At 62.6% G+C, this 20,194-nt stretch carries 17 protein-coding genes; 9 read left to right on the top strand and 8 right to left on the bottom strand.

Annotated elements, in window-relative coordinates:
• Positions 1-73: 73 nt before the first annotated feature.
• The 6 genes from ASG03_RS00365 to ASG03_RS00340 all read left to right on the top strand — a co-directional run bounded on the left by ASG03_RS00365 (position 74) and on the right by ASG03_RS00340 (position 6,977).
• Positions 74-424 carry a P-II family nitrogen regulator gene (locus ASG03_RS00365; protein WP_062477822.1) on the top strand — a complete coding sequence of 117 codons (351 nt, stop codon included), beginning with the start codon at positions 74-76 and terminating at the stop codon, positions 422-424.
• Between the two features lie 30 nt (positions 425-454).
• Complete coding sequence (locus tag ASG03_RS00360; protein ID WP_062477825.1) at positions 455-1,891, top strand: ammonium transporter; 1,437 nt, start codon at positions 455-457, stop codon at positions 1,889-1,891.
• A 228-nt stretch (positions 1,892-2,119) separates the two neighbouring features.
• Positions 2,120-2,452 carry a hypothetical protein gene (locus ASG03_RS00355; RefSeq protein ID WP_062477829.1) on the top strand — a complete coding sequence of 111 codons (333 nt, stop codon included), beginning with the start codon at positions 2,120-2,122 and terminating at the stop codon, positions 2,450-2,452.
• 155 nt (positions 2,453-2,607) lie between these two features.
• Positions 2,608-5,250, top strand: a complete 2,643-nt coding sequence (locus ASG03_RS00350; RefSeq protein WP_062691429.1) for an FtsK/SpoIIIE family DNA translocase — start codon at positions 2,608-2,610, stop codon at positions 5,248-5,250.
• A 177-nt stretch (positions 5,251-5,427) separates the two neighbouring features.
• The gene (locus ASG03_RS00345) at positions 5,428-6,090 is read left to right on the top strand and encodes an outer membrane lipoprotein carrier protein LolA (RefSeq protein WP_062477836.1); all 663 of its coding nucleotides are present in this window, start codon (positions 5,428-5,430) and stop codon (positions 6,088-6,090) included.
• A gap of 80 nt (positions 6,091-6,170) precedes the next feature.
• A complete protein-coding gene (locus tag ASG03_RS00340; RefSeq protein ID WP_062691427.1) occupies positions 6,171-6,977 on the top strand; it encodes an exodeoxyribonuclease III in 807 nt (268 codons plus the stop codon).
• Positions 6,978-6,980: 3 nt separating this feature from the next.
• On the opposite strand, the gene ASG03_RS00335 is transcribed toward ASG03_RS00340, so the two are convergent.
• Both ASG03_RS00335 and ASG03_RS00330 read right to left on the bottom strand, forming a co-directional pair.
• Positions 6,981-7,436: a cyclic nucleotide-binding domain-containing protein gene (locus tag ASG03_RS00335; protein ID WP_062477842.1), complete on the bottom strand. Its 456-nt coding sequence runs from the start codon at positions 7,434-7,436 to the stop codon at positions 6,981-6,983.
• A gap of 54 nt (positions 7,437-7,490) precedes the next feature.
• On the bottom strand, positions 7,491-8,174 hold the full coding sequence (locus ASG03_RS00330) for a response regulator transcription factor (protein WP_062477844.1): 684 nt from the start codon (positions 8,172-8,174) through the stop codon (positions 7,491-7,493).
• 273 nt (positions 8,175-8,447) lie between these two features.
• Between ASG03_RS00330 and ASG03_RS00325 the strand changes: the two genes are divergently transcribed.
• Complete coding sequence (locus ASG03_RS00325; RefSeq protein WP_062691728.1) at positions 8,448-8,999, top strand: L,D-transpeptidase family protein; 552 nt, start codon at positions 8,448-8,450, stop codon at positions 8,997-8,999.
• 24 nt (positions 9,000-9,023) lie between these two features.
• Here the strand turns inward: ASG03_RS00325 and ASG03_RS00320 are convergent, their stop codons facing one another.
• Entirely contained in the window at positions 9,024-9,851 is an 828-nt protein-coding gene (locus ASG03_RS00320; protein WP_062691425.1) for a MerR family transcriptional regulator, read from the bottom strand.
• 137 nt (positions 9,852-9,988) lie between these two features.
• Between ASG03_RS00320 and ASG03_RS00315 the strand changes: the two genes are divergently transcribed.
• Positions 9,989-11,269, top strand: coding sequence for a 4-aminobutyrate--2-oxoglutarate transaminase (locus ASG03_RS00315; protein ID WP_062477849.1), 1,281 nt, complete (start codon positions 9,989-9,991; stop codon positions 11,267-11,269).
• A gap of 2 nt (positions 11,270-11,271) precedes the next feature.
• Positions 11,272-12,753, top strand: coding sequence for an NAD-dependent succinate-semialdehyde dehydrogenase (locus ASG03_RS00310; protein ID WP_062691423.1), 1,482 nt, complete (start codon positions 11,272-11,274; stop codon positions 12,751-12,753).
• A gap of 95 nt (positions 12,754-12,848) precedes the next feature.
• Here ASG03_RS00310 and lpdA read toward each other — a convergent pair whose 3' ends face one another.
• The 5 genes from lpdA to ASG03_RS00285 all read right to left on the bottom strand — a co-directional run bounded on the left by lpdA (position 12,849) and on the right by ASG03_RS00285 (position 20,097).
• Positions 12,849-14,252, bottom strand: coding sequence for a dihydrolipoyl dehydrogenase (gene lpdA, locus ASG03_RS00305; RefSeq protein WP_062691421.1), 1,404 nt, complete (start codon positions 14,250-14,252; stop codon positions 12,849-12,851).
• Positions 14,253-14,363: 111 nt separating this feature from the next.
• Positions 14,364-15,014 (bottom strand): LysE family transporter, encoded by a 651-nt coding sequence (locus ASG03_RS00300; protein ID WP_062691726.1) that lies wholly within the window; start codon positions 15,012-15,014, stop codon positions 14,364-14,366.
• A 95-nt stretch (positions 15,015-15,109) separates the two neighbouring features.
• On the bottom strand, positions 15,110-15,523 hold the full coding sequence (locus ASG03_RS00295; protein WP_062691420.1) for an MAPEG family protein: 414 nt from the start codon (positions 15,521-15,523) through the stop codon (positions 15,110-15,112).
• Positions 15,524-15,583: 60 nt separating this feature from the next.
• Positions 15,584-16,861 carry a 2-oxoglutarate dehydrogenase complex dihydrolipoyllysine-residue succinyltransferase gene (gene odhB / locus ASG03_RS00290; protein WP_062691418.1) on the bottom strand — a complete coding sequence of 426 codons (1,278 nt, stop codon included), beginning with the start codon at positions 16,859-16,861 and terminating at the stop codon, positions 15,584-15,586.
• A gap of 239 nt (positions 16,862-17,100) precedes the next feature.
• Positions 17,101-20,097, bottom strand: a complete 2,997-nt coding sequence (locus tag ASG03_RS00285) for a 2-oxoglutarate dehydrogenase E1 component (RefSeq protein ID WP_062691416.1) — start codon at positions 20,095-20,097, stop codon at positions 17,101-17,103.
• Positions 20,098-20,194 lie beyond the last annotated feature (97 nt).

Below are 20,194 nucleotides of genomic sequence, written 5' to 3'. Positions count from 1 at the left end.
GCACGTCGTGGTCGTTGGGGAACAAAGGCTCATCGGCATGCACAGACGGCATGTGAGCCGCAGATGAACAAGGATGGGAAACCAGATGAAAATTGTGATGGCCATAATCAAGCCGTTCAAGCTCGATGAGGTTCGTGAAGCGCTCACCACCGTCGGAATCCAGGGCCTGACCGTAACCGAAGTCAAAGGTTACGGGCGCCAGAAGGGGCATACCGAAATCTACCGCGGTACCGAATATGCCGTCAGCTTCCTGCCGAAACTGAAGATCGAGATCGCGGTCGCGTCCGAGATCGTCGACAAGGCGGTCGAGGCGATCGCATCCTCCGCCAAGACCGGCCAGATCGGCGACGGCAAGATCTTCGTCTACTCCATTGACCATGCGGTGCGCATTCGTACCGGCGAAACCGATTCAGAAGCGCTGTAAGCAACGGCTGTTAGAGGGAGCTTTCTTCACATGACATCTCACACATTCTCGACAACCCTCGGCCGCTTCGGCGCCGCAACGGTCGCCTTCCTGGCGCCGGTTGTCGCCTTCGCCCAGGACACTGCTGCCCCGGCCGTTGCCGAAGCAGCCGCCGCGGCTGCACCGGCCATGACGGTCGACAAGGGCGACACGACCTGGATGCTACTGTCCACCATTCTCGTGCTTCTGATGACGGTGCCCGGCCTCGCGCTGTTTTACGGCGGCCTGATGCGCACCAAGAACATGCTGTCGGTCCTGATGCAGGTGCTGATGGTGGCTGCCGTTGCCATGATCATCTGGGTAACCTACGGCTACTCGCTCGCCTTTACCGATGGCGGTTCGATGAACAGCTTCGTCGGCGGCTTCTCCAAGATGTTCCTCTCGGGCGTTGACGTCACCACCTTGTCGGAAAGCTTCTCCAAGGGCGTGGCTATTCCGGAACTGGTGTTCGTCTGCTTCCAGATGACGTTTGCGGCCATCACGCCCGCGCTGATCGTCGGAGCCTTCGCAGAGCGCATCAAGTTCTCCGCTGTCATTCTCTTCACCATCCTGTGGCTCACCTTCGTCTACTTCCCGATGGCGCACATGGTTTGGTTCTGGGGCGGCCCGAGCGCCTATGACGGCCCGACCGGCCTCATCTTCGGCTTCGGCGCGATCGATTTCGCCGGCGGCACCGTGGTTCACATCAATGCCGGCATCGCCGGTCTCGTCGGCGCGCTCATGGTCGGCAAGCGCACCGGCTTCGGCAAGGACATGATGGCACCGCACTCCATGACCATGACCATGATCGGCGCCTCGCTGCTCTGGGTCGGCTGGTTCGGCTTCAATGCGGGCTCCAACCTCGAAGCCAATGCCTATGCCGTTCTCGCCATGATCAACACCTTCGTCGCAACCGCCGCCGCCATCATCTCCTGGTCGATCGTGGAAACCTTCACGCGCGGCAAGGCCTCCATGCTGGGCGCCGCCTCGGGTGCCGTTGCCGGCCTCGTGGTCATCACGCCGGCTGCCGGCTTCGTCGGCCCCATGGGCGCGATCGTCATGGGTCTCATCGTCTCGCCGCTCTGCTACTTCTTCGTTTCCACGGTGAAGAACAAGTTTGGCTATGACGACACGGCAGACGTGTTCGGCGTCCATTGCATCGGCGGCATCGTCGGGGCACTTCTGACAGGCGTGTTTGTCAACCCGGCCCTTGGCGGCGCCGGCATCGTCGATTACTCGACGGCCGATTTCGCAGCCTCCTACGCCGGCACGGCAACGCAGGTCATGGCCCAGCTGAAGGGTGTCCTCGTGACGATCCTGTGGTCGGGTATCGGCTCGGCGATCCTCTACAAGATCGTCGATGTCGTCGTCGGCCTGCGTGTCCCGGTCGAAGCCGAACGCGAAGGTCTCGACCTTGCGAGCCACGGCGAAGCGGCCTACCACTCGTAGGCATCGTTCGGGCGATCGGCTTCGGTGCGGTCGCCGGACATCTCACAGGCTTCTCTTCGAACCCGGCAGTTATCTGCCGGGTTTTTCGTTTGCCGGCAGCCTCTGGCCGCCTTACCGTTTCAGCCGTGCACCCCTGCCAGCTTGCTCATTCCCACGGGGAACGTCGACTTGCCGGTTGACTTCGTGCTGAAATCTTTTCAATCGTCCGTTCTTCTAGAAGAGGACATTATGGCCACTGCGATCCGCCTGCAAAACCCCGCGACCGGCATTACGAAGATCGGCTATTACGGTTTCAGCTGGACCAGCCTGTTCTTCGGCGGCATTCCGGCTCTGCTGCGGGGTGATGTCGGCATCGGTCTCGGGATGATCGCCGTCGGCATGATCGCCGCCTTTGTCGGCGTCGGCCTCGGCTGGTTCATCGTCGGCATCATCTGGGCGTTCATCTACAACAAGATCCATACGACGCGGCTCGTGGAGGCCGGTTACAAGCTGGCGGACACGCCCGAGCGGATGCGCGAAGCGCAGGCGGCGCTCGGCATCGGCGATCAGGCCGTTCTGTAGCGCGAGGCCACGGGATCCATATCGATTTCTCTCGGTTTATGCCCTCTGAACGGGCATGGTTAATGGAGCTTTAACCTCCTCTGCCTACCCTGCGGCTGGGGCGCATTGCGCCTTGGACGATCAGGGCGCTCCGCGAGCAAGACAGGCAGATTTCCATGGCTAGAAGCAATCAGGCGGTATTCGACACCCGGTCCGACAGGTTCGTGCTGTCGGCTTTCGTGTGGCGCCAATCGGTCGCGCTCGCCGGTTACGTGCTTTTCGCGTTGTTGATGGCGGCGGTCGCGGCGCTTTCGACCTGGAACGTGGCCGATCCCAGCTTTTCCTACGCCACATCAAATCCGCCGACGAACATTCTCGGCACGGGCGGCGCGGCGTTTGCCGACGCGATGATGCAGTTTTTCGGAATCGGCAGTGTCGTGGCCCTACTGCCGATTCTGGCCTGGGCGCTGGTTCTCATCGGAAACAAGCCTTTCGACAAGATCGTCAAGCGTGCCGCCTCTTGGTTTGTCGGCTCGGTCCTGGCTGCGGCGGCGCTCTCCTGCGTCCCGGCGCCGGTCACCTGGCCGTTGCCGAACGGTCTTGGCGGTGTCTTCGGCGACATGATCCTGCGTCTGCCCGCCCTCATCACGGGAGAGTACCCGACCGGCACCCTCGCCACCATTCTCGGCTCGATCATCGCCGTCCCTGCAACTGTCTTTCTTGTTTACGCCGCCGGCCTCTTCGGTGTGGCCGATCCGGACGAGGAAGAGGTTCCCGTGGCGACGCCGAGCAAGGCGAAGACTGTTCGCGAGGAGATCGAGGACGACGAGACGGAAGGCGGGTTCGTGCTGTTCCTTGCCGGGGCCTTCACACATATGCGCTATACGACGCAGGCCCGCTTCCGTCGCCTCTTCGGTCTTGCGCGCCGCCGACCTGCCGCGGAGCAGGATTTCGACGAGCCGTATGATTTCAACGATGACGAATTCGGGACGCTGAACGAGCCGGTCCGCCGCAAGTCCACCGTCCGGGTCGAGCCTTCGCTCGATGGTCCGGCGACCCCGCGCCGCAGCGCGTCGGCGATCGATCCTGGCTTCGATGCAGATTTCACCGACGAGGACGATGCAGACGATGTCGGCGATGTGTTGCCGTCCGGGCTTCTGTCCGGCGATGACGACATGGCCTTTGCACCAGCCTCGCGTCGCGCACCGGTCCCGGGACGTGTGGTGGCGGCACAGCCGCGGCCGCGTGCGCCCGAGCCTGCCTATGAGCGGCACGGCCATGGCAACGGAACCTTCACGCTGCCGCCGCTCGAATTCCTGGCCGAGCCGAAGAACGTGGTACGCGACGCAACGCTTTCGGCCGACGCGCTGGAACAGAATGCGCGCATGCTCGAAGGCGTGCTTGAGGATTTCGGCGTCAAGGGCGAGATCATTCACGTCCGCCCCGGTCCCGTCGTCACGCTTTATGAGCTCGAACCGGCACCGGGCATCAAGTCGTCCCGCGTCATCGGGCTTGCCGACGATATCGCGCGTTCGATGAGCGCGATCGCCGCGCGTGTTGCCGTCGTGCCCGGCCGCAATGCCATCGGTATCGAACTGCCCAACCAGCGCCGCGAGACCGTCTATCTGCGGGAGCTGATCGGCAGCCGCGACTTCGAGGGAAGCAAGGCGAAGCTCGCCATGGCGCTCGGCAAGACGATCGGTGGCGAACCCGTCATCACCGATATCGCCAAGATGCCGCATCTGCTCGTGGCCGGCACCACCGGTTCCGGAAAGTCGGTCGCAATCAACACGATGATCCTGTCGATCCTCTATCGCATGACGCCGGAGCAGTGCCGGCTGATCATGATCGACCCGAAGATGCTCGAGCTCTCCGTCTATGACGGCATCCCGCATCTGCTTTCGCCCGTCGTCACCGATCCCAAGAAGGCCGTCGTGGCACTGAAATGGACCGTGCGCGAGATGGAAGAGCGCTACAAGAAGATGTCGAAGATCGGCGTGCGCAACATCGACGGCTTCAATTCCCGCGTCGAGCAAGCGTTGGAAAAGGGCGAGGCGATCAGCCGCACGGTGCAGACGGGCTTTGACCGCCAGACCGGCGAGGCGACCTACGAGACGGAAGAGTTCGACCTGCAGCCGATGCCCTATATCGTCGTGATCATCGACGAGATGGCCGATCTCATGATGGTGGCCGGGAAGGACATTGAAGGGGCCGTGCAGCGGCTTGCCCAGATGGCCCGCGCCGCCGGCATCCATGTCATCATGGCGACGCAACGTCCTTCGGTCGATGTCATCACCGGAACGATCAAGGCCAACTTCCCGACGCGGATCTCCTTCCAGGTCACGTCGAAGATCGACAGCCGGACCATTCTCGGCGAGCAGGGTGCCGAACAGCTTCTCGGCCAGGGCGACATGCTCTACATGGCGGGCGGCGGGCGTATCCAGCGCGTCCATGGCCCGTTCGTCTCGGACAACGAGGTCGAGCAGATCGTGTCGTATCTGAAGACGCAGGGCGCACCGGATTATCTGGACGCGATCACCGAGGATGACGGCGAAGAGGACGAGGGTGGCAATGGCGGCGGTCCGGCCGGCACGGGCAATCTCGCGGACTCCGACGACCCCTACGATCAGGCCGTCGCGATCGTTCTGCGGGACGGCAAGGCCTCGACCTCCTATGTCCAGCGACGCCTCGGGATCGGCTACAACCGGGCCGCCTCCTTGATCGAGCGGATGGAGAAGGAAGGGATCATCGGTGCCGCCAATCATGCCGGAAAGCGCGATATCCTCGTGCCGACGGAAGACGAGATCACGGGACGGTAATAAAGCTGGGCTTTGGCATCCGGCCCTGCTTGCCCGCTCGGCGAGAGCGGCTTGGCCGGGCTGGAGCTCGCGCCAGCGCGGGTAAAAGCACCACGTCTTGTCAAAGGCCTTGCCGGCCGGTCTTGAAGGTGCCGCAGTTGCGCGCCACATCTCGCACAGATTGAACAGGAGTTTCCCATGACAGAGACACGGACGACCGACATTTTTGGACAGGCGGATCGGTCGCTCCTGTCGCGGCGCAGCTTCGTGGCAGGCGTGGCGGTCTTTGGCGTGATGGCGACCCTCGGCCTTCCGGTCGAGCCTGCCGCTGCGCAGTCCACAGGCGTCGCGCAGAAGATCGCGGACCACTTCGCATCGGTGAAGACGATGACCGGCGAGTTTGTCCAGTTCGGTCCGCGGGGCGAGCAGACGGGGGGAAAGTTCTTCATCAGCCGTCCGGGCCGCATCCGCTTCAACTATGAGGCGCCGTCTCCGATGCGCGTCATCGCCGATGGCAAATCGGTCGTGATCGGCAACCAGAAGCTCAAGACCTGGGATCTCTATCCTCTGTCGAAGACGCCGCTCAACCTCCTCCTCTCCAACTCCATCGATCTCTCCGGCAAGACCGTGCGCGACGTGAAGGAGGAGACGGACCTGATCACCATCGTGCTCGGCGACCGCTCGATCTTCGGCGACAGCACGATTACGATGATGTTCGATCCGAAAACCTATGACCTTCGCCAGTGGACGATCACCGATCCGCAGAAGAAGGACACATCCGTGATGATCTTCAACGTGAAGACCGGCATGCCGATGGACGATGCCGTTTTCCGGATCCCCTATGACGAGATCCGCAAGTAGGCTCTCCCGTGCTTGTCCCGCGTCCGTAACTTGCTTAAAGGTCCCCCGGCGGGACCTTTTTGCATTCCGGAAGGCACATCATGACATTGTCGATCGCAACCTGGAACATCAATTCCGTTCGCCTGCGCCTGCCGCTCGTGTCGGATTTCCTCGTGCGGTTTCAGCCGGACATCCTGTGTCTGCAGGAAACGAAATGCCCGAACGAACTTTTCCCGGTGAAGGCCTTCGAAGCGCTTGGCTATGGGCACATGGCGATGCACGGGCAGAAAGGCTATCACGGCGTTGCCACGCTTTCGCGCTTGCCTCTGACCGAACTCGTGGACCGCCGCGACTATTGCGGCGTGGGCGATGCACGGCATCTTTCCGTGGTTTTCGCGCATGGATCCAAGCGCATCCGCCTTCACAATTTCTATGTGCCGGCCGGGGGTGACGAGCCGGACCGGACCATCAACAAGAAGTTCGGCCACAAGCTCGATTTCCTAGAAGAAATGAAGCTCCTGCATGCAGAGGCCGAAGCCGGCATATCCTCCATTCTCGTCGGCGACCTCAACGTGGCGCCGCTCGAACACGACGTCTGGTCGCACAAGCAGCTGTTGAAGATTGTCAGTCATACGCCGGTAGAAACCGAAGGTCTGAACACGGTGATGACCGGCGGAGCCTGGGTCGACCTGATGCGTCAGCACATGCCTTCGCCGGAAAAGTTGTATACGTGGTGGAGCTACCGGGCCAAGGACTGGGAGGCGGCCGACCGAGGACGGCGCCTTGATCATATCTGGTCATCCGCCGATCTTGCCGCCGGCCTCCGGCAGGTGGAAATCTTCAAGGAAGCCCGCGGATGGGAGCGCCCCTCCGACCATGTGCCGGTGATTGCCACCTTCGACCTCTGACAATCAGAGAAAACGCGGGGCGAGCTTGCCGACGCGATGGATCATCGCATTGAGATTGTCGCGAATGCGCTTGTCCACCAGGGCGGCGACATCCGGGTATTCTTCCAGCATCCGATGAAACAGCGGCCGGGTGATGCGGATAACCTCGGTTTCGACCTCTGCCGTTGCCGTGAATTTCCGTTCCACCAGTGAAATCATTGCGAGCTCGGACAGGAGCGTACCGCGGCCGACCGTGGCGATCGTTTCGGAGCCGCCGCTCGCCGTGGTGCGCGTCAACGCCAGTCGGCCGGCAGCCACCGCAAAGGCGCAGTCGGCCGGCGCCCCTTCGCGGAACAGCTGCTGGCCTCGCACCAGTCTGCGACGTTCGGCCCCGAAAGCGATGAGGCGGAGCTTGTCGTCATCGATTTCCGCAAAGAGCGGGACGATCGAGAGAAGGGCTATATCGTCGTTCAGCGCCAAGGAGCTCTCCGATCCAATGCCGTCCAGGATCGGACGGCCGATCGTCAGCCTCTGTTACGGGACGATCTTGTAGCCGCCATTTTCTGTCACCAAAATCTCGGCATTGGAAGGGTCGCGCTCGATTTTCTGGCGCAGACGATAAACGTGCGTTTCCAGCGTGTGGGTAGTGACACCGGAGTTGTAGCCCCAGACTTCCTCAAGGAGCACGTCGCGTGTCACAACCTTCTGGTCGGCGCGATAGAGATAACGGATAATGGCCGCTTCCTTCTCCGTCAGCCGGATTTTCTGCCCGTTTTCGAGCGTCAGCAGCTTCTGGCTGGGCTTGAAGGTATAGGGGCCGACAGTAAAGGTGGCATCCTCACTCTGCTCGTGCTGGCGCAACTGCGCCCGGATACGGGCCAAAAGCACGGCGAAGCGGAATGGCTTCGTAACGTAGTCGTTGGCGCCGGCTTCCAGTCCAAGGATCGTGTCGGAATCCGTGTCGTGTCCGGTGAGCATGATAATCGGCGCCTTGAAGCCGCCCTTGCGCAGGAGCTTGACCGCCTCACGACCATCCATATCCGGCAGGCCGACATCCATGATCAGCAGCGACACCGTGCTGGTGCGTGCCGTTTGCACGCCCTTGCTGGCCGTCGCCTCTTGGAGGATCACAAATTCCTCGTAGAGCGAGAGTTGCTCGACCAGTGTCTGGCGCAAGACGTCATCGTCGTCGACAAGCAAAATGGTACGGGATGACATGGTCGGTTCTCTCCTGGGCGTCTCACGTAAATTAGCTCTCGCGGCGGACTTGGCAAGCACCGGGTCCCTTGGAGACGTGTCTCACGATACCTCGTCCATCCGGGATGGCCACCGTGCCGGCGAGGGGCGATCTCGGCACGTGCCTGCCGCCTTCGCTGTCACCTCAAGGCGCGAATTCCACCGCGAAGATGACACGCTTCCGCTGACGGACCCTAGCTAACATGTCATGATAGGCCCGCACCATCACGACCCATGCACATTCCTGTGAGCCTCATGCGTAAGATCCCGGCAAAGCCCTTCTCTTCTTCCGGCACGATCGCGGTCCGCCGCGCTCCGGGGAGCCGCACCCGCGCACTGGTTTCTTTCGCGGGGCGAACCGAGCAGGCGGCGATCGGTCGCGGTGGCATGACCACGCGCAAGCGCGAGGGGGACGGCGCCACGCCGATCGCTGCCATGCCTCTGCTCGGTGGCTATGTCAGGGCTGACAGGATGGTCCCGCCTGCGACCCGTCTTTCTCTGACGCACATGCGGCGCGATATGCTCTGGTGCGATGCGCCCGATCATGCTTCCTACAACCGGCCCGTCACAGCGCCTTTCGCGGGGCGGCACGAAACCCTGATGCGCGCAGACGGCCTTTATGACGTCTGCCTCGTGATGGACTGGAACATCCGCGTCCGCCGTCGCAACGGAGGTTCGGCCATCTTCTTCCATCTCGTTCGGCCGGGCTACCAACCGACAGAGGGCTGCATCGCCGTCACCCTACCGGCCATGCGACGGATCCTTGCGTTCGCGCGCAAGGGCACGCGCGTGAAGGTGCTCGGATAGCGGCGACCGTTAAGGACAGTATCTTCAGAATGTCGCTGGCGTGTTGATCCAGATCAGCACGGTCTCGGCCTCGGAGAGGTTGCGCCAGGCGTGGAAGCGGGTGCTTTCGAAGTAGAAACTGTCACCGGCCGAAAGGTCGAAGAACTGGTCGCCATCGAGCACGATCTGCATCCTTCCCTGCAGGACATGCAGGAATTCCTCGCCGTCATGCCGATAGGCGCCTTCACTGGAGGCGCCGGGTGCAAGAACGAACCGATGGCATTCCATCTGGTGGCGCCCTTCCGCCAGGGGCTGGATGGTAACGCCGGAGGCGGTCGCGGGCCAGGCGTTCCATTGGCCGGCACGCACGAGCGACTGCCGATGTTCGCCGCCTTCCTGACCCGACAGGGCGGACAGGGTCGTGCCGAAGCAGGCGGCAAGCGCGTGCAGCGCCGGCAGGGACAATCCCTGGGAAATCCGTTCGAAAGACGAGAGCAGGGACAGCGCGATGCCGGTCTCGTCCGCCACGCTCTGCAGCGTTCGACCCGCCTCTCGGCGCAGATGGCGGATCTTCGGGCCGATGGAAGATACGGTTATCGCGTCGATCTGCGGCGCAGCGGTCGCTTCCCCCGCAATCGACGTTTCTGCCTCGTCCTTGAGAACCTCGCGGATGGCAGCGGGATTGAGACCTTTTTCCGTGCGCAGCCAGCCGATTGTTTTCAGCCGATCCATCAGCGCCTGATCGAAGAGCCGCTGACCCGTCGCCGATCGCAGGGGCTCGATCAGCCCCTGGCTTTCCCACAGACGCAGCGTCGATGCGGACACACCGATCATGCGCGCGGCTTCCGTGATCTTGAAGCGAATGTCGTCCATGTCGAGCGGCCTGCGTCTGCAAAAGATCTCTCATAGCCGGACGGACCGGGATTGCAAACTCTACAGAAAAAATATAGGTAATTTAAAGAATGAACCGTTGGGGTGCGAGGGCGCCTCGTGCCAGAGGGGATGATGCCATGTTGAACGTCGAAGTTGCCGACCGTCGTAGCGCTGCCATATCGCGCGGCGTCGGCGTGACCACGCAGGTTTACGCCGAGCGCGCCGAGAATGCCGAGATCTGGGACATCGAGGGAAAGCGCTTCATTGACTTTGCCGCCGGTATCGCCGTCGTCAACACGGGGCACCGGCACCCGCGCGTGATCGCCGCTGTGAAGGATCAGCTCGATCGCTTTACGCATACCTGCCATCAGGTCGTCCCTTACGAAAACTATGTGCGCCTTGCCGAGCGGCTGAACGCGCTGGTTCCCGGCGATTTCGAGAAGAAGACGGTGTTCGTCACCACAGGCGCCGAAGCGGTGGAGAACGCCGTGAAGATCGCCCGGGCTGCGACCAAGCGGTCCGCCGTGATCGCGTTTTCGGGCGGCTTCCATGGACGGACGTTCATGGGCATGGCCCTGACCGGCAAGGTGGCGCCCTATAAAGCCGGATTCGGCGCCATGATGCCGGATGTGTTTCATGTCCCCTTTCCCGCCGAACTGCACGGCATGACAGTCGAGGCGTCGCTGGCCGTGCTCGACCGGTTGTTCAAGGCGGATGTCGACCCGGCGCGGGTCGCAGCTTTCATCGTCGAGCCGGTGCAGGGGGAAGGCGGCTTCTACGAAGTGCCCAAGGCGCTGATGATCGCTCTGCGCGAGCTCGCCGACCGGCATGGCATTCTTCTCATTGCCGATGAGGTGCAGACCGGCTTTGCCCGTACGGGCCGGATGTTTGCCATGGAGCATTATCCCGTCGTTGCCGATCTCACGACGATGGCGAAAGGGCTGGGCGGCGGGTTTCCGATCGCGGCCGTCACCGGGCGTGCCGATATCATGGATGCGCCTGGCCCCGGCGGCCTCGGCGGCACCTATGGCGGCAGCCCAATCGGCATCGCGGCCGGTCTCGCCGTGCTTGATGTCATCGACGACGAGGCACTTTGCGAACGTGCCGAGCAGCTGGGCGCGCGGTTGAAACAGCGCCTGCAGTCGTTCAAGGACTTCGTGCCCCAGATTGTCGATATCCGGGGCCCTGGCTTCATGAATGCGGTGGAGTTTAATGTGCCGGGGACCCATACGCCGGATGCCGACTTTACGAACAGGGTCCGTGCACGGGCTCTGGAGAAGGGGTTGATCCTGCTGACGTGCGGCGTCTACGGAAATGTCATCCGCTTCCTCTCGCCGATCACAATCCAGGATCATATCTTCACGGAAGCGCTGGATATCCTCGAGGACACGCTGCGCGACTGCGTCAAGGGAGCCTGAACATGAGCCTTTCACCCGATCTTCTCGCCAAGCTGAAAGATCCGAGTCTTGCAACCGACAAGGCGCTGATCGGCGCCGACTGGGTCGCTGCCTCCGCCGACGGCAAGACATTCGATGTGCTCGATCCGGCAACCGGTGCCCATGTCGCCACGCTTCCGAATATGGGGCGCACCGAAACGGCGCACGCGATCGACGTCGCCCACAAGGCGCAGAAGGCCTGGGCGCGCAAGACGGCCAAGGAGCGGGCTCAGATCCTTCGCCGGCTATACGATCTCCTCGTCGCCAATGCAGACGACCTTGCCGTCATTCTGACGACCGAGATGGGCAAGCCGCTGGCCGAGGCGAAGGGCGAGGTGCTTTACGGCGCCTCCTATGTCGAGTGGTTCGGGGAGGAGGCCAAGCGCGTCTATGGCGACACGATCCCCGGGCACCAGCCCGACAAGCGGATCATCGTCGTCAAGCAGCCGATCGGTGTGGTCGCCGCCATCACACCCTGGAATTTTCCGAACGCGATGCTCGCCCGCAAGGTTGCACCGGCGCTGGCCGCCGGTTGCGCGATCGTGTCGAAGCCGGCCGCCGAGACGCCGCTCTCGGCTCTGGCGCTGGCAATCCTTGCCGAGCGGGCGGGCCTTCCGGCTGGGCTCTTCAGCGTCGTCCTCTCGACCGATTCGGCCGCCGTCGGGCTTGAAATGTGCGAGAGCGACAAGGTGCGCAAGCTGACCTTCACCGGCTCCACCAATGTCGGCAAGATCCTGTTCCGGCAGTCGGCAGGGCAGGTGATGAAGCTCGGACTGGAGCTTGGCGGCAATGCGCCCTTCATCGTGTTCGATGATGCCGATCTCGATGCGGCGGTCGAAGGCGCAATGATCTCGAAATATCGCAACAACGGGCAGACCTGCGTCTGCGCCAATCGTCTCTATGTGCAGTCGAGCATCTATGACGCCTTCGCCGAAAAGCTGGCCGCCAAGGTGCGGGCCATCAAGGTCGGCGGCGGCTTCGAGCCGAACGTCAGTGCCGGGCCGCTGATCTCGGACAAGGCGCTGGCCAAGGTCGAGGATCACATCGCCGATGCCGTCGCCAAGGGCGCGTCGATTGCCGTTGGTGGCGCGCGCGATACGGACAAGGGTGATCTGTTCTTCCAACCGACGATCCTGACCGGCGTGACGCCAGAGATGAAGCTCGCACGCGAGGAAACCTTCGGTCCCGTCGCGCCGCTGTTCCGCTTCGAGACGGAAGAGGAGGCGATCGCCATGGCCAACGACACGGAATTCGGCCTGGCCGCCTATTTCTACGCGCGTGACATCTCCAAGATCTTCCGCGTGGCGGAAGAGCTCGAATACGGCATGGTCGGCATCAATACGGGCCTGATTTCCACGGAGGTCGCACCCTTCGGCGGCATCAAGCAGTCCGGCCAGGGCCGCGAGGGCTCGAAGTACGGGATCGAAGACTACATCGAGGTCAAGTATCTCTGCCTCAGCGTGTGACGTCGCCGGGTCATCGATAACGAAAAGCGGGCGCCTCTCGACGCCCGTTTTTTCTTTTCAGGATAGATGCTCGGACAGGTCCATCCGGCTTTCCCCTACATATGGATCGGCTTGAAGAAGGTCGCGAGCGCAGCTTCCTTGACGGCTTCCGACATGGTCGGATGGGCGTGGCAGGTGCGGCCGAGATCCTCCGAGGAGCCGCCGAATTCCATGAGGACGGCGATTTCGTGGATCATCTCGCCGGCGCCGAAGCCGATGATGTGGCCGCCCAGAACGCGGTCGGTTTCCTTGTCGGCCAGAATCTTCACGAAGCCGTCGACGGCCTGCATGGCGCGGGCGCGACCATTGGCGGTGAAGGGGAACTTGCCGACCTTGTAGGCGACACCGGCACTCTTCAGCTCTTCCTCTGTCTTGCCAACGGAGGCGACCTCCGGCTGGGTGTAGACGACGCCGGGAATGACGTCATAGTTCACATGGCCGGCCTGGCCGGCGAGGATCTCGGCCAGCGCGACGCCTTCGTCTTCTGCCTTGTGGGCAAGCATCGGCCCGCGTACGACGTCGCCGATGGCGTAGATGCCATCGACATTCGTCTTGAAGTGACCGTCGATCTCCACGCGGCCGCGATTGTCGAGCGCTACGCCCGCTTCCTCGAGACCAAGGCCTGCCGTGTAGGGCTTGCGGCCTGTCGCCACCAGAACCACGTCGGCCGAAATCGTCTGTGCCTCGCCGCCCTTTACAGGTTCGAACGTGACCGTTGCGCCGTCGCCTTCGCGCGCCACGCCGGTGACCTTGGCGCCAAGGTTGAAGGTGATGCCCTGCTTGGCGAGAATCCTCTGGAACTGCTTGGAGACTTCGCCATCCATGCCGCCGAGGATGTTGTCGAGATATTCGACAACGGTGACCTGCGCGCCCAGGCGGGCCCAGACAGAGCCGAGTTCGAGGCCGATAACCCCGCCGCCGACCACCACCATGGTGCCGGGAACCTTCTCCAGTGCGATGCCGCCGGTGGAGGAGACGATCACCGTCTCGTCGATCTCGGCGGGAACGCCCGGGATGCCGGCGACATCGGAGCCGGTGGCGATGACGATGTTCCTGGTTTCGACGGTCTGCTCTTCGCCGGCCTCGTTGGTGACGACGACCTTACCGGCACCGGCGATGCGACCTGTGCCCTGGATGGCGTCGATCTTGTTCTTCTTGAACAGGAACGCCACGCCCTCGACGTTCGACTTCACCGTCGCGTCCTTGTGCTCCATCATCTTCGGCAGGTTGAGGCGCGGGGCCTCGACCTCGATGCCGAGGCTGTCCATGTGTCCAGCGGCGTGGAACATCTCGGACGCATGCAGCAGCGCCTTGGAGGGAATGCAGCCGATGTTGAGGCAGGTGCCGCCATAGGTCGCGCGCTTTTCGACAACGGCGACCTTGAGGCCGAGCTGGGCTGCCTTGATGGCGGCGACATAGCCGCCGGGGCCGGTTCCGATGATGACGACGTCATAAGCCATGATTTGTCCTTCCGTGTGCAGCCGTGTCGGGCTGCCGATGTTGACGCTGGCGGCCGCTGAAGCGGCTGCCGGATGTGACTGTCGAGCAGGGCGCGCCGTGAGACCGTCGGCTCAGGCGGCCTTCTCGGTTGCGAGTTTCAGGCCGAGCGCAATGAAGACCATGCCGCTCGCACGGTCGATCCAATGGCTGATGCGGGCAAAACGCGCCCGCATGGCAGGAGTCGTCATGAACAGGCTGACGGCAACGAACCACAGGATGAGGCAGCTCGCCATGACGAGGCCATAGCCGAACTTGACGGTAACCGGCGTGTGCGCGCTGACCACGGTCGAAAAGATGGAGAGGAAAAAGAAGACCGGTTTCGGGTTCAGCGCATTTGCGGCAAAGCCGAGGCCGAACGCCTTGAAAGCGGACTGTGTGCTGCGGGTGGCTGGCGCGGTCTGGGCCGGCGCCGATGCGTCGACGTCTTGTACCCGCTTTGACCGCAGCGCCTTCGCACCAATGTAAAGCAGGTAGGCGACGCCGCACCATTTGACGATGTTGAACAGGGTGATCGACTGCGAAATGACGAGCCCGAGTCCGAGGATCGTATAGGTGACGTGAAACATCAACGATGTCCCCACACCGAAAGAGGTAAGTATCGCCGCGCGGCGTCCGTGCAGGATCGACTGACGCATGACCATGGCAAAATCCGCGCCGGGCGAGATGATGCCGAAGACGAAGATAGCCATCAGCGATGTGAGTTCGAAGAGATAAGGATGCACGGACAGTTCCATCATGCGTCTCCGGCAATGGCGGCGCCCGGCTATCAGAACCGTCGCACTTAAGGATCGGGCAACCGGGCGCGAAGCCTGGAGCCTCAGAACACCAGGACAAGCCCCATCATGCCAAGGCCGACGAGAGAGCCGAGCCAGACGAGCGAGCGGATATAGGGGATACCTGCGAGATAGAGCGGGATGTAGACGATGCGGCAGGCAAACCAGATCCACGCGCCGACAAGTCCCCAGCCGGACGGATCGCCTGTGATCGCAAGACCAAGGGCCAGGCCGACGAAGGCCGGATAGGTTTCCTGGAGGTTTTTGGACGCGCGCCCCGCTCGGCCGGCCAGAACGCCTTTCGCCTGCTTGTCGCCGTCGCGCGGGCCAGCATTCCAACCAGAGCCCAGTTCGCGCGTGACCAGCATGGCATGCAGGCAAATCTGGATGACGAGCAGCACAACGCTCCAGGCAACGAGCGCCGGAAACGGCGAAGCGGCGATGACGGTAGGTTCCATGACAGTCTCTTTCAGTCAGGCAAAGGCCCACCCGTTGCGGGCGGGCCTCGCGATGGGCTCCTAGAGATCGAGAACGAGGCGTTCCGGATCTTCAAGGCTTTCCTTGACGCGCACGAGGAAGGTAACGGCCTCCTTGCCGTCCACGATGCGGTGATCGTAGGAGAGGGCGAGATACATCATCGGACGGATGACGATCTGGCCACCGACGACCACGGGACGATCCTGGATCTTGTGCATGCCGAGGATACCGGACTGCGGGGCGTTGAGGATCGGCGAAGACATCAACGAGCCGTAGACGCCGCCATTGGTGATCGTGAAGGTACCGCCCTGCATGTCGGCCATCGACAGCGAGCCGTCACGTGCAGCCTTGGCAAGGCGGCCGAGTTCCTTTTCGATCTGGGCGATCGACATCTGGTCCGCGTCGCGGATCACGGGAACCACCAGACCCTTGTCGGTGCCGACAGCCATGCCGACGTGGCAGAAGTTCTTGTAGACCAGATCCGTGCCGTCGATCTCGGCGTTGACGGCCGGCAGTTCCTTCAGCGCGTGGGTGACGGCCTTGGTGAAGAAGCCCATGAAACCGAGCTTGACGCCGTGCTTCTTCTCGAAGACGTCCTTGTACTTGGTCCGCAGGTCCATCACGGCCTTCATGTCCACCTCGTTATAGGTGGTCAGCATAGCGGCCGTGTTCTGGGCGTCCTTGAGGCGCTTGGCGATGGTCTGGCGCAGGCGCGTCATCTTCACGCGCTCTTCGCGCGGCGCGTCCGCAGCATTCGAAGGGCCGCGGGCCGGGGCTTTGGCCGGTTCGGCAGGTGCAGCCGGTGCCTGAAGGCCGCGATTGACGGCCGCAATGACATCGCCCTTGAGAACCTGGCCGCGCTTGCCGGAACCATCGATATCGTCTGCCGAGGCGTTGTTCTCAGCGAGCATCTTGGCGGCAGCAGGGGCTGGCGGCATGGAAGACGGGGAGGAGGAAGACGAGGAGGAGGGAGACGGGGAAGAGGCGGAAGCGCCAGCCGCTTCGGCTGCAGGCTTCTCCGCGGTCTGGGCAGGGGCCGAGGTTTCGGCAGGCTTTGCGGCCGGGGAGGCGCCAGCGCCTGCACCTTCAGCGATCTGGCCGAGAAGCGCGCCGAGACCGACCGTCTCGCCCTCATTGGCCACGATTTCCGAAAGCGTGCCGGAGGACGGCGCGGGAACCTCGATCGTGACCTTGTCGGTTTCGAGCTCCAGCAACGGCTCGTCGGCGTTCACGGTGTCGCCGACCTTCTTGAACCAGGTGCCGATCGTGGCTTCGCTGACGGATTCACCCAGGGTGGGCACGCGGATTTCGGTTGCCATTGTTAAAACGTCCTGATGTTGTGGGCGTTGCTGCCGGACCGGTCAGTCGCGCCTGGAAAGGGAAGATGTGAGGAAGCGGAGCGGGGCGAAACGGCGTTCCGCCCTTGGAACCGGCCCTGCGCAGGGCCGGTGGTGGGTTGACGCCTCCACCACCTCGCCAGATCGGGCAGATCCGCTGCGGGAGCAGCGGTCCAACCGTTCCGGGTAGGGATGATGCAAAGGAAACCCATATCGACGCGTCAACCTCCGAGCGCGTCTTCGAGGAAGGCGGCAAGCTGGGCAAGATGCTTTGACATCAGGCCGGTTGCCGGCGAGGCTGCGGCCGGGCGGCCGGTGTAGCGTACCCGCTGGTACTTCGCATCGATATGGGCCAGGACCCATTCGAGATAGGGATCGATGAACGACCAGGACCCCATGTTCTTCGGCTCTTCCTGGCACCAGACCATTTCCGCATTGCGGAAACGGCTGAGCTCGTTGATCAGCGCCTTGGCCGGGAACGGATAAAGCTGTTCCAGACGCAGCAGGTAGATATCGTCGATGCCCCGCTTTTCACGCTCTTCGAGAAGGTCGTAATAGACCTTGCCGGAGCAGAGCACGACACGACGGATCTTTGCATCCTTCTGGAGCTTGATCGGGCCATCCTTGATGACCTCCGCGTCATCCCACAAGAGACGGTGGAACGACGTCTCGCCGGCCATTTCCGACAGGTTGGAAATGGCCCGCTTGTGCCGCAGAAGCGACTTTGGCGTCATGATGATCAGCGGCTTGCGGAAGTCGCGCTTCATCTGCCGGCGCAGAACGTGGAAGTAGTTTGCCGGCGTCGTGACGTTGACGACCTGCATGTTGTCTTCCGCGCACATCTGGAGCCAGCGCTCGAGGCGGGCGGAGGAGTGTTCCGGGCCCTGGCCCTCATAGCCGTGCGGCAGCAGGCAGACGAGACCGGACATCCGCAGCCATTTGCGTTCGCCCGACGAGATGAACTGGTCGAAGACAACCTGCGCACCGTTGGCGAAGTCGCCGAACTGGGCTTCCCAGAGCGTCAATGCGTTCGGGCGGGCGAGCGAGTAGCCGTATTCGAAGCCGAGAACGGCTTCTTCCGACAACATCGAGTTGATCACTTCGTAGCGCGCCTGGGTGGGCGAGAGGTTGGCGAGCGGAATGTAACGCTCTTCCGTCTGCTGATCGTAGAGGACGGTATGGCGCTGGGAGAAGGTGCCGCGCTCGCAATCCTGGCCGGACAGGCGGATCTTCGTGCCTTCGACGGCGAGCGAACCGAAGGCGAGCGCCTCCGCCATCGCCCAGTCGATGCCTTCGCCCGTCTGGATCATGTTGGCGCGGTTGTCCATGAAGCGCTGGATCGTCTTGTGAACGTTGAAGCCTTCGGGAACCTCCGAAAGCTTGCGCCCGATCTCCTTCAGCGATTTCATCGGCACCGAGGTCTTGCCACGGCGCTGTTCGTCCTGATTGTCGGCGGTGCGCAGGCCCGACCAGGCACCATCCAGCCAGTCGGCCTTATTAGGCTTGTAGGACTGGCCGGCCTCGAATTCCTGCTCGAGGCGGGCACGCCAGTCGGCCTTCATCTTTTCCAGTTCGCCGTCGGTGATCAGGCCTTCGGCGATCAGGCGTTCGCCATAGAGCTGGACAACCGTCTTATGGCCACGGATGACCTTGTACATCTTCGGCTGCGTGAAGGACGGCTCGTCCCCCTCGTTATGGCCGAAGCGACGGTAGCAGAACATGTCGACCACAACCGGCTTGTGGAACCTCATGCGGAATTCGATTGCGATCTTTGCGGCATAGACGACCGCTTCCGGATCGTCACCGTTGACGTGGAAGATCGGCGCTTCGATCATCTTCGCGACGTCGGAAGGGTAGGGCGACGAGCGCGAGAAGGCCGGATTGGTGGTGAAGCCGATCTGGTTGTTGATGATGAAGTGAAGCGTTCCGCCGACGCGGTGGCCACGCAGACCGGAAAGGCCGAGGATTTCGGCCGTCACGCCCTGGCCGGCGAAGGCCGCATCTCCGTGCAGCAGCAGCGGCAGGACCTTCGAGCGTTCCTTGAGCGGAATCACGTCGCCTTCGAAGACCGTCGCCATCTGATCCTGCTTGGCGCGCGCCTTGCCCATGACCACGGGATTGACGATTTCCAGGTGCGACGGGTTGGCCGTCAGCGACAGGTGCACCTTGTTGCCGTCGAATTCACGGTCCGAGGAGGCGCCGAGGTGGTACTTCACGTCGCCGGAGCCTTCAACGTCGTCAGGCGCGGCGGAGCCGCCCTTGAACTCGTGGAAGACAGCGCGATGCGGCTTGCCCATGACGTTGGTGAGAACGTTGAGGCGGCCCCGGTGCGCCATGCCCAGAATGATTTCCTTCATCCCTTCCTGGCCGCCGCGCTTGATGATCTGCTCAAGCGCCGGGATCAGGGATTCGCCCCCATCGAGGCCGAAGCGCTTGGTGCCCTTGTACTTGACGTCGATGAACTGCTCGAAGCCTTCGGCCTCGATCAGCTTGGAGAGAATTGCCTTCTTCCCCTCCGGCGTGAACTCGACGCCCTTGGCGGGACCCTCGATGCGTTCCTGAATCCAGGCTTTGATTTCCGGATCGGAGATGTGCATGAACTCGACACCGAGCGTCGAGCAATAGGTCCGCTCGAGGATGTCGACGATCTCGCGCATCGTGGCGTATTCGAGCCCGAGCACGTTATCGAGGAAGATCTTGCGATCCATGTCGCCGGCTTCAAAGCCGTAATTGGACGGGGACAGCTCATGGTAATCATCGACCGGGGCTGCGATCTGCAGCGGGTCGAGCTTGGCATGCAGATGGCCGCGCATGCGGTAGGCGCGGATCAGCATGATCGCGCGGATGCTGTCGCGGGTCGACTGATGCACGTCGGCAGGCGAGGCAGGGACGCCGGTCGCTTCCGCCTTGGCCTCGGCCTTCGCCTGGACCTTCTTCTCGATGACCTTCTCGACCGTGCCCCAATCGCCGTCGAGCGCCGACGTGAGGTCGTCGCGGGGCGTCAGAGGCCAGTTCGGCTTCTTCCACGAAGCGCCCTTGGCGGCCTTCGCGACGTCTTCGGGATTGTCGGCCAACGCCTTGAAGAAAGACTGCCACTCGCCCGAAACCGACGATGGGTCGGCCTCGTAGCGCGCATGGAGCTGCTCGATGTAGCTCGCATTGGCGCCGTCCAGAAAGGACGTCAGTTGAAATTGCTCGTTGGCCTCTTGCCTTGCCATGGTTTTATCGCGGACCTGTCCGTCCGCCTCCTGACTTGTTGGATGCGGCCCTGGGCTCTGCAACATGCCGTCCCGGGCCGACTGTGCGACGGCCATC

It is taken from the genome of Rhizobium sp. Leaf341, from assembly GCF_001424325.1.
Taxonomy (GTDB): Bacteria; Pseudomonadota; Alphaproteobacteria; order Rhizobiales; family Rhizobiaceae; genus Ferranicluibacter.
Note: the sequence above shows the minus strand (reverse complement) of the source record. Positions and strands in the feature narration are given on the sequence as shown.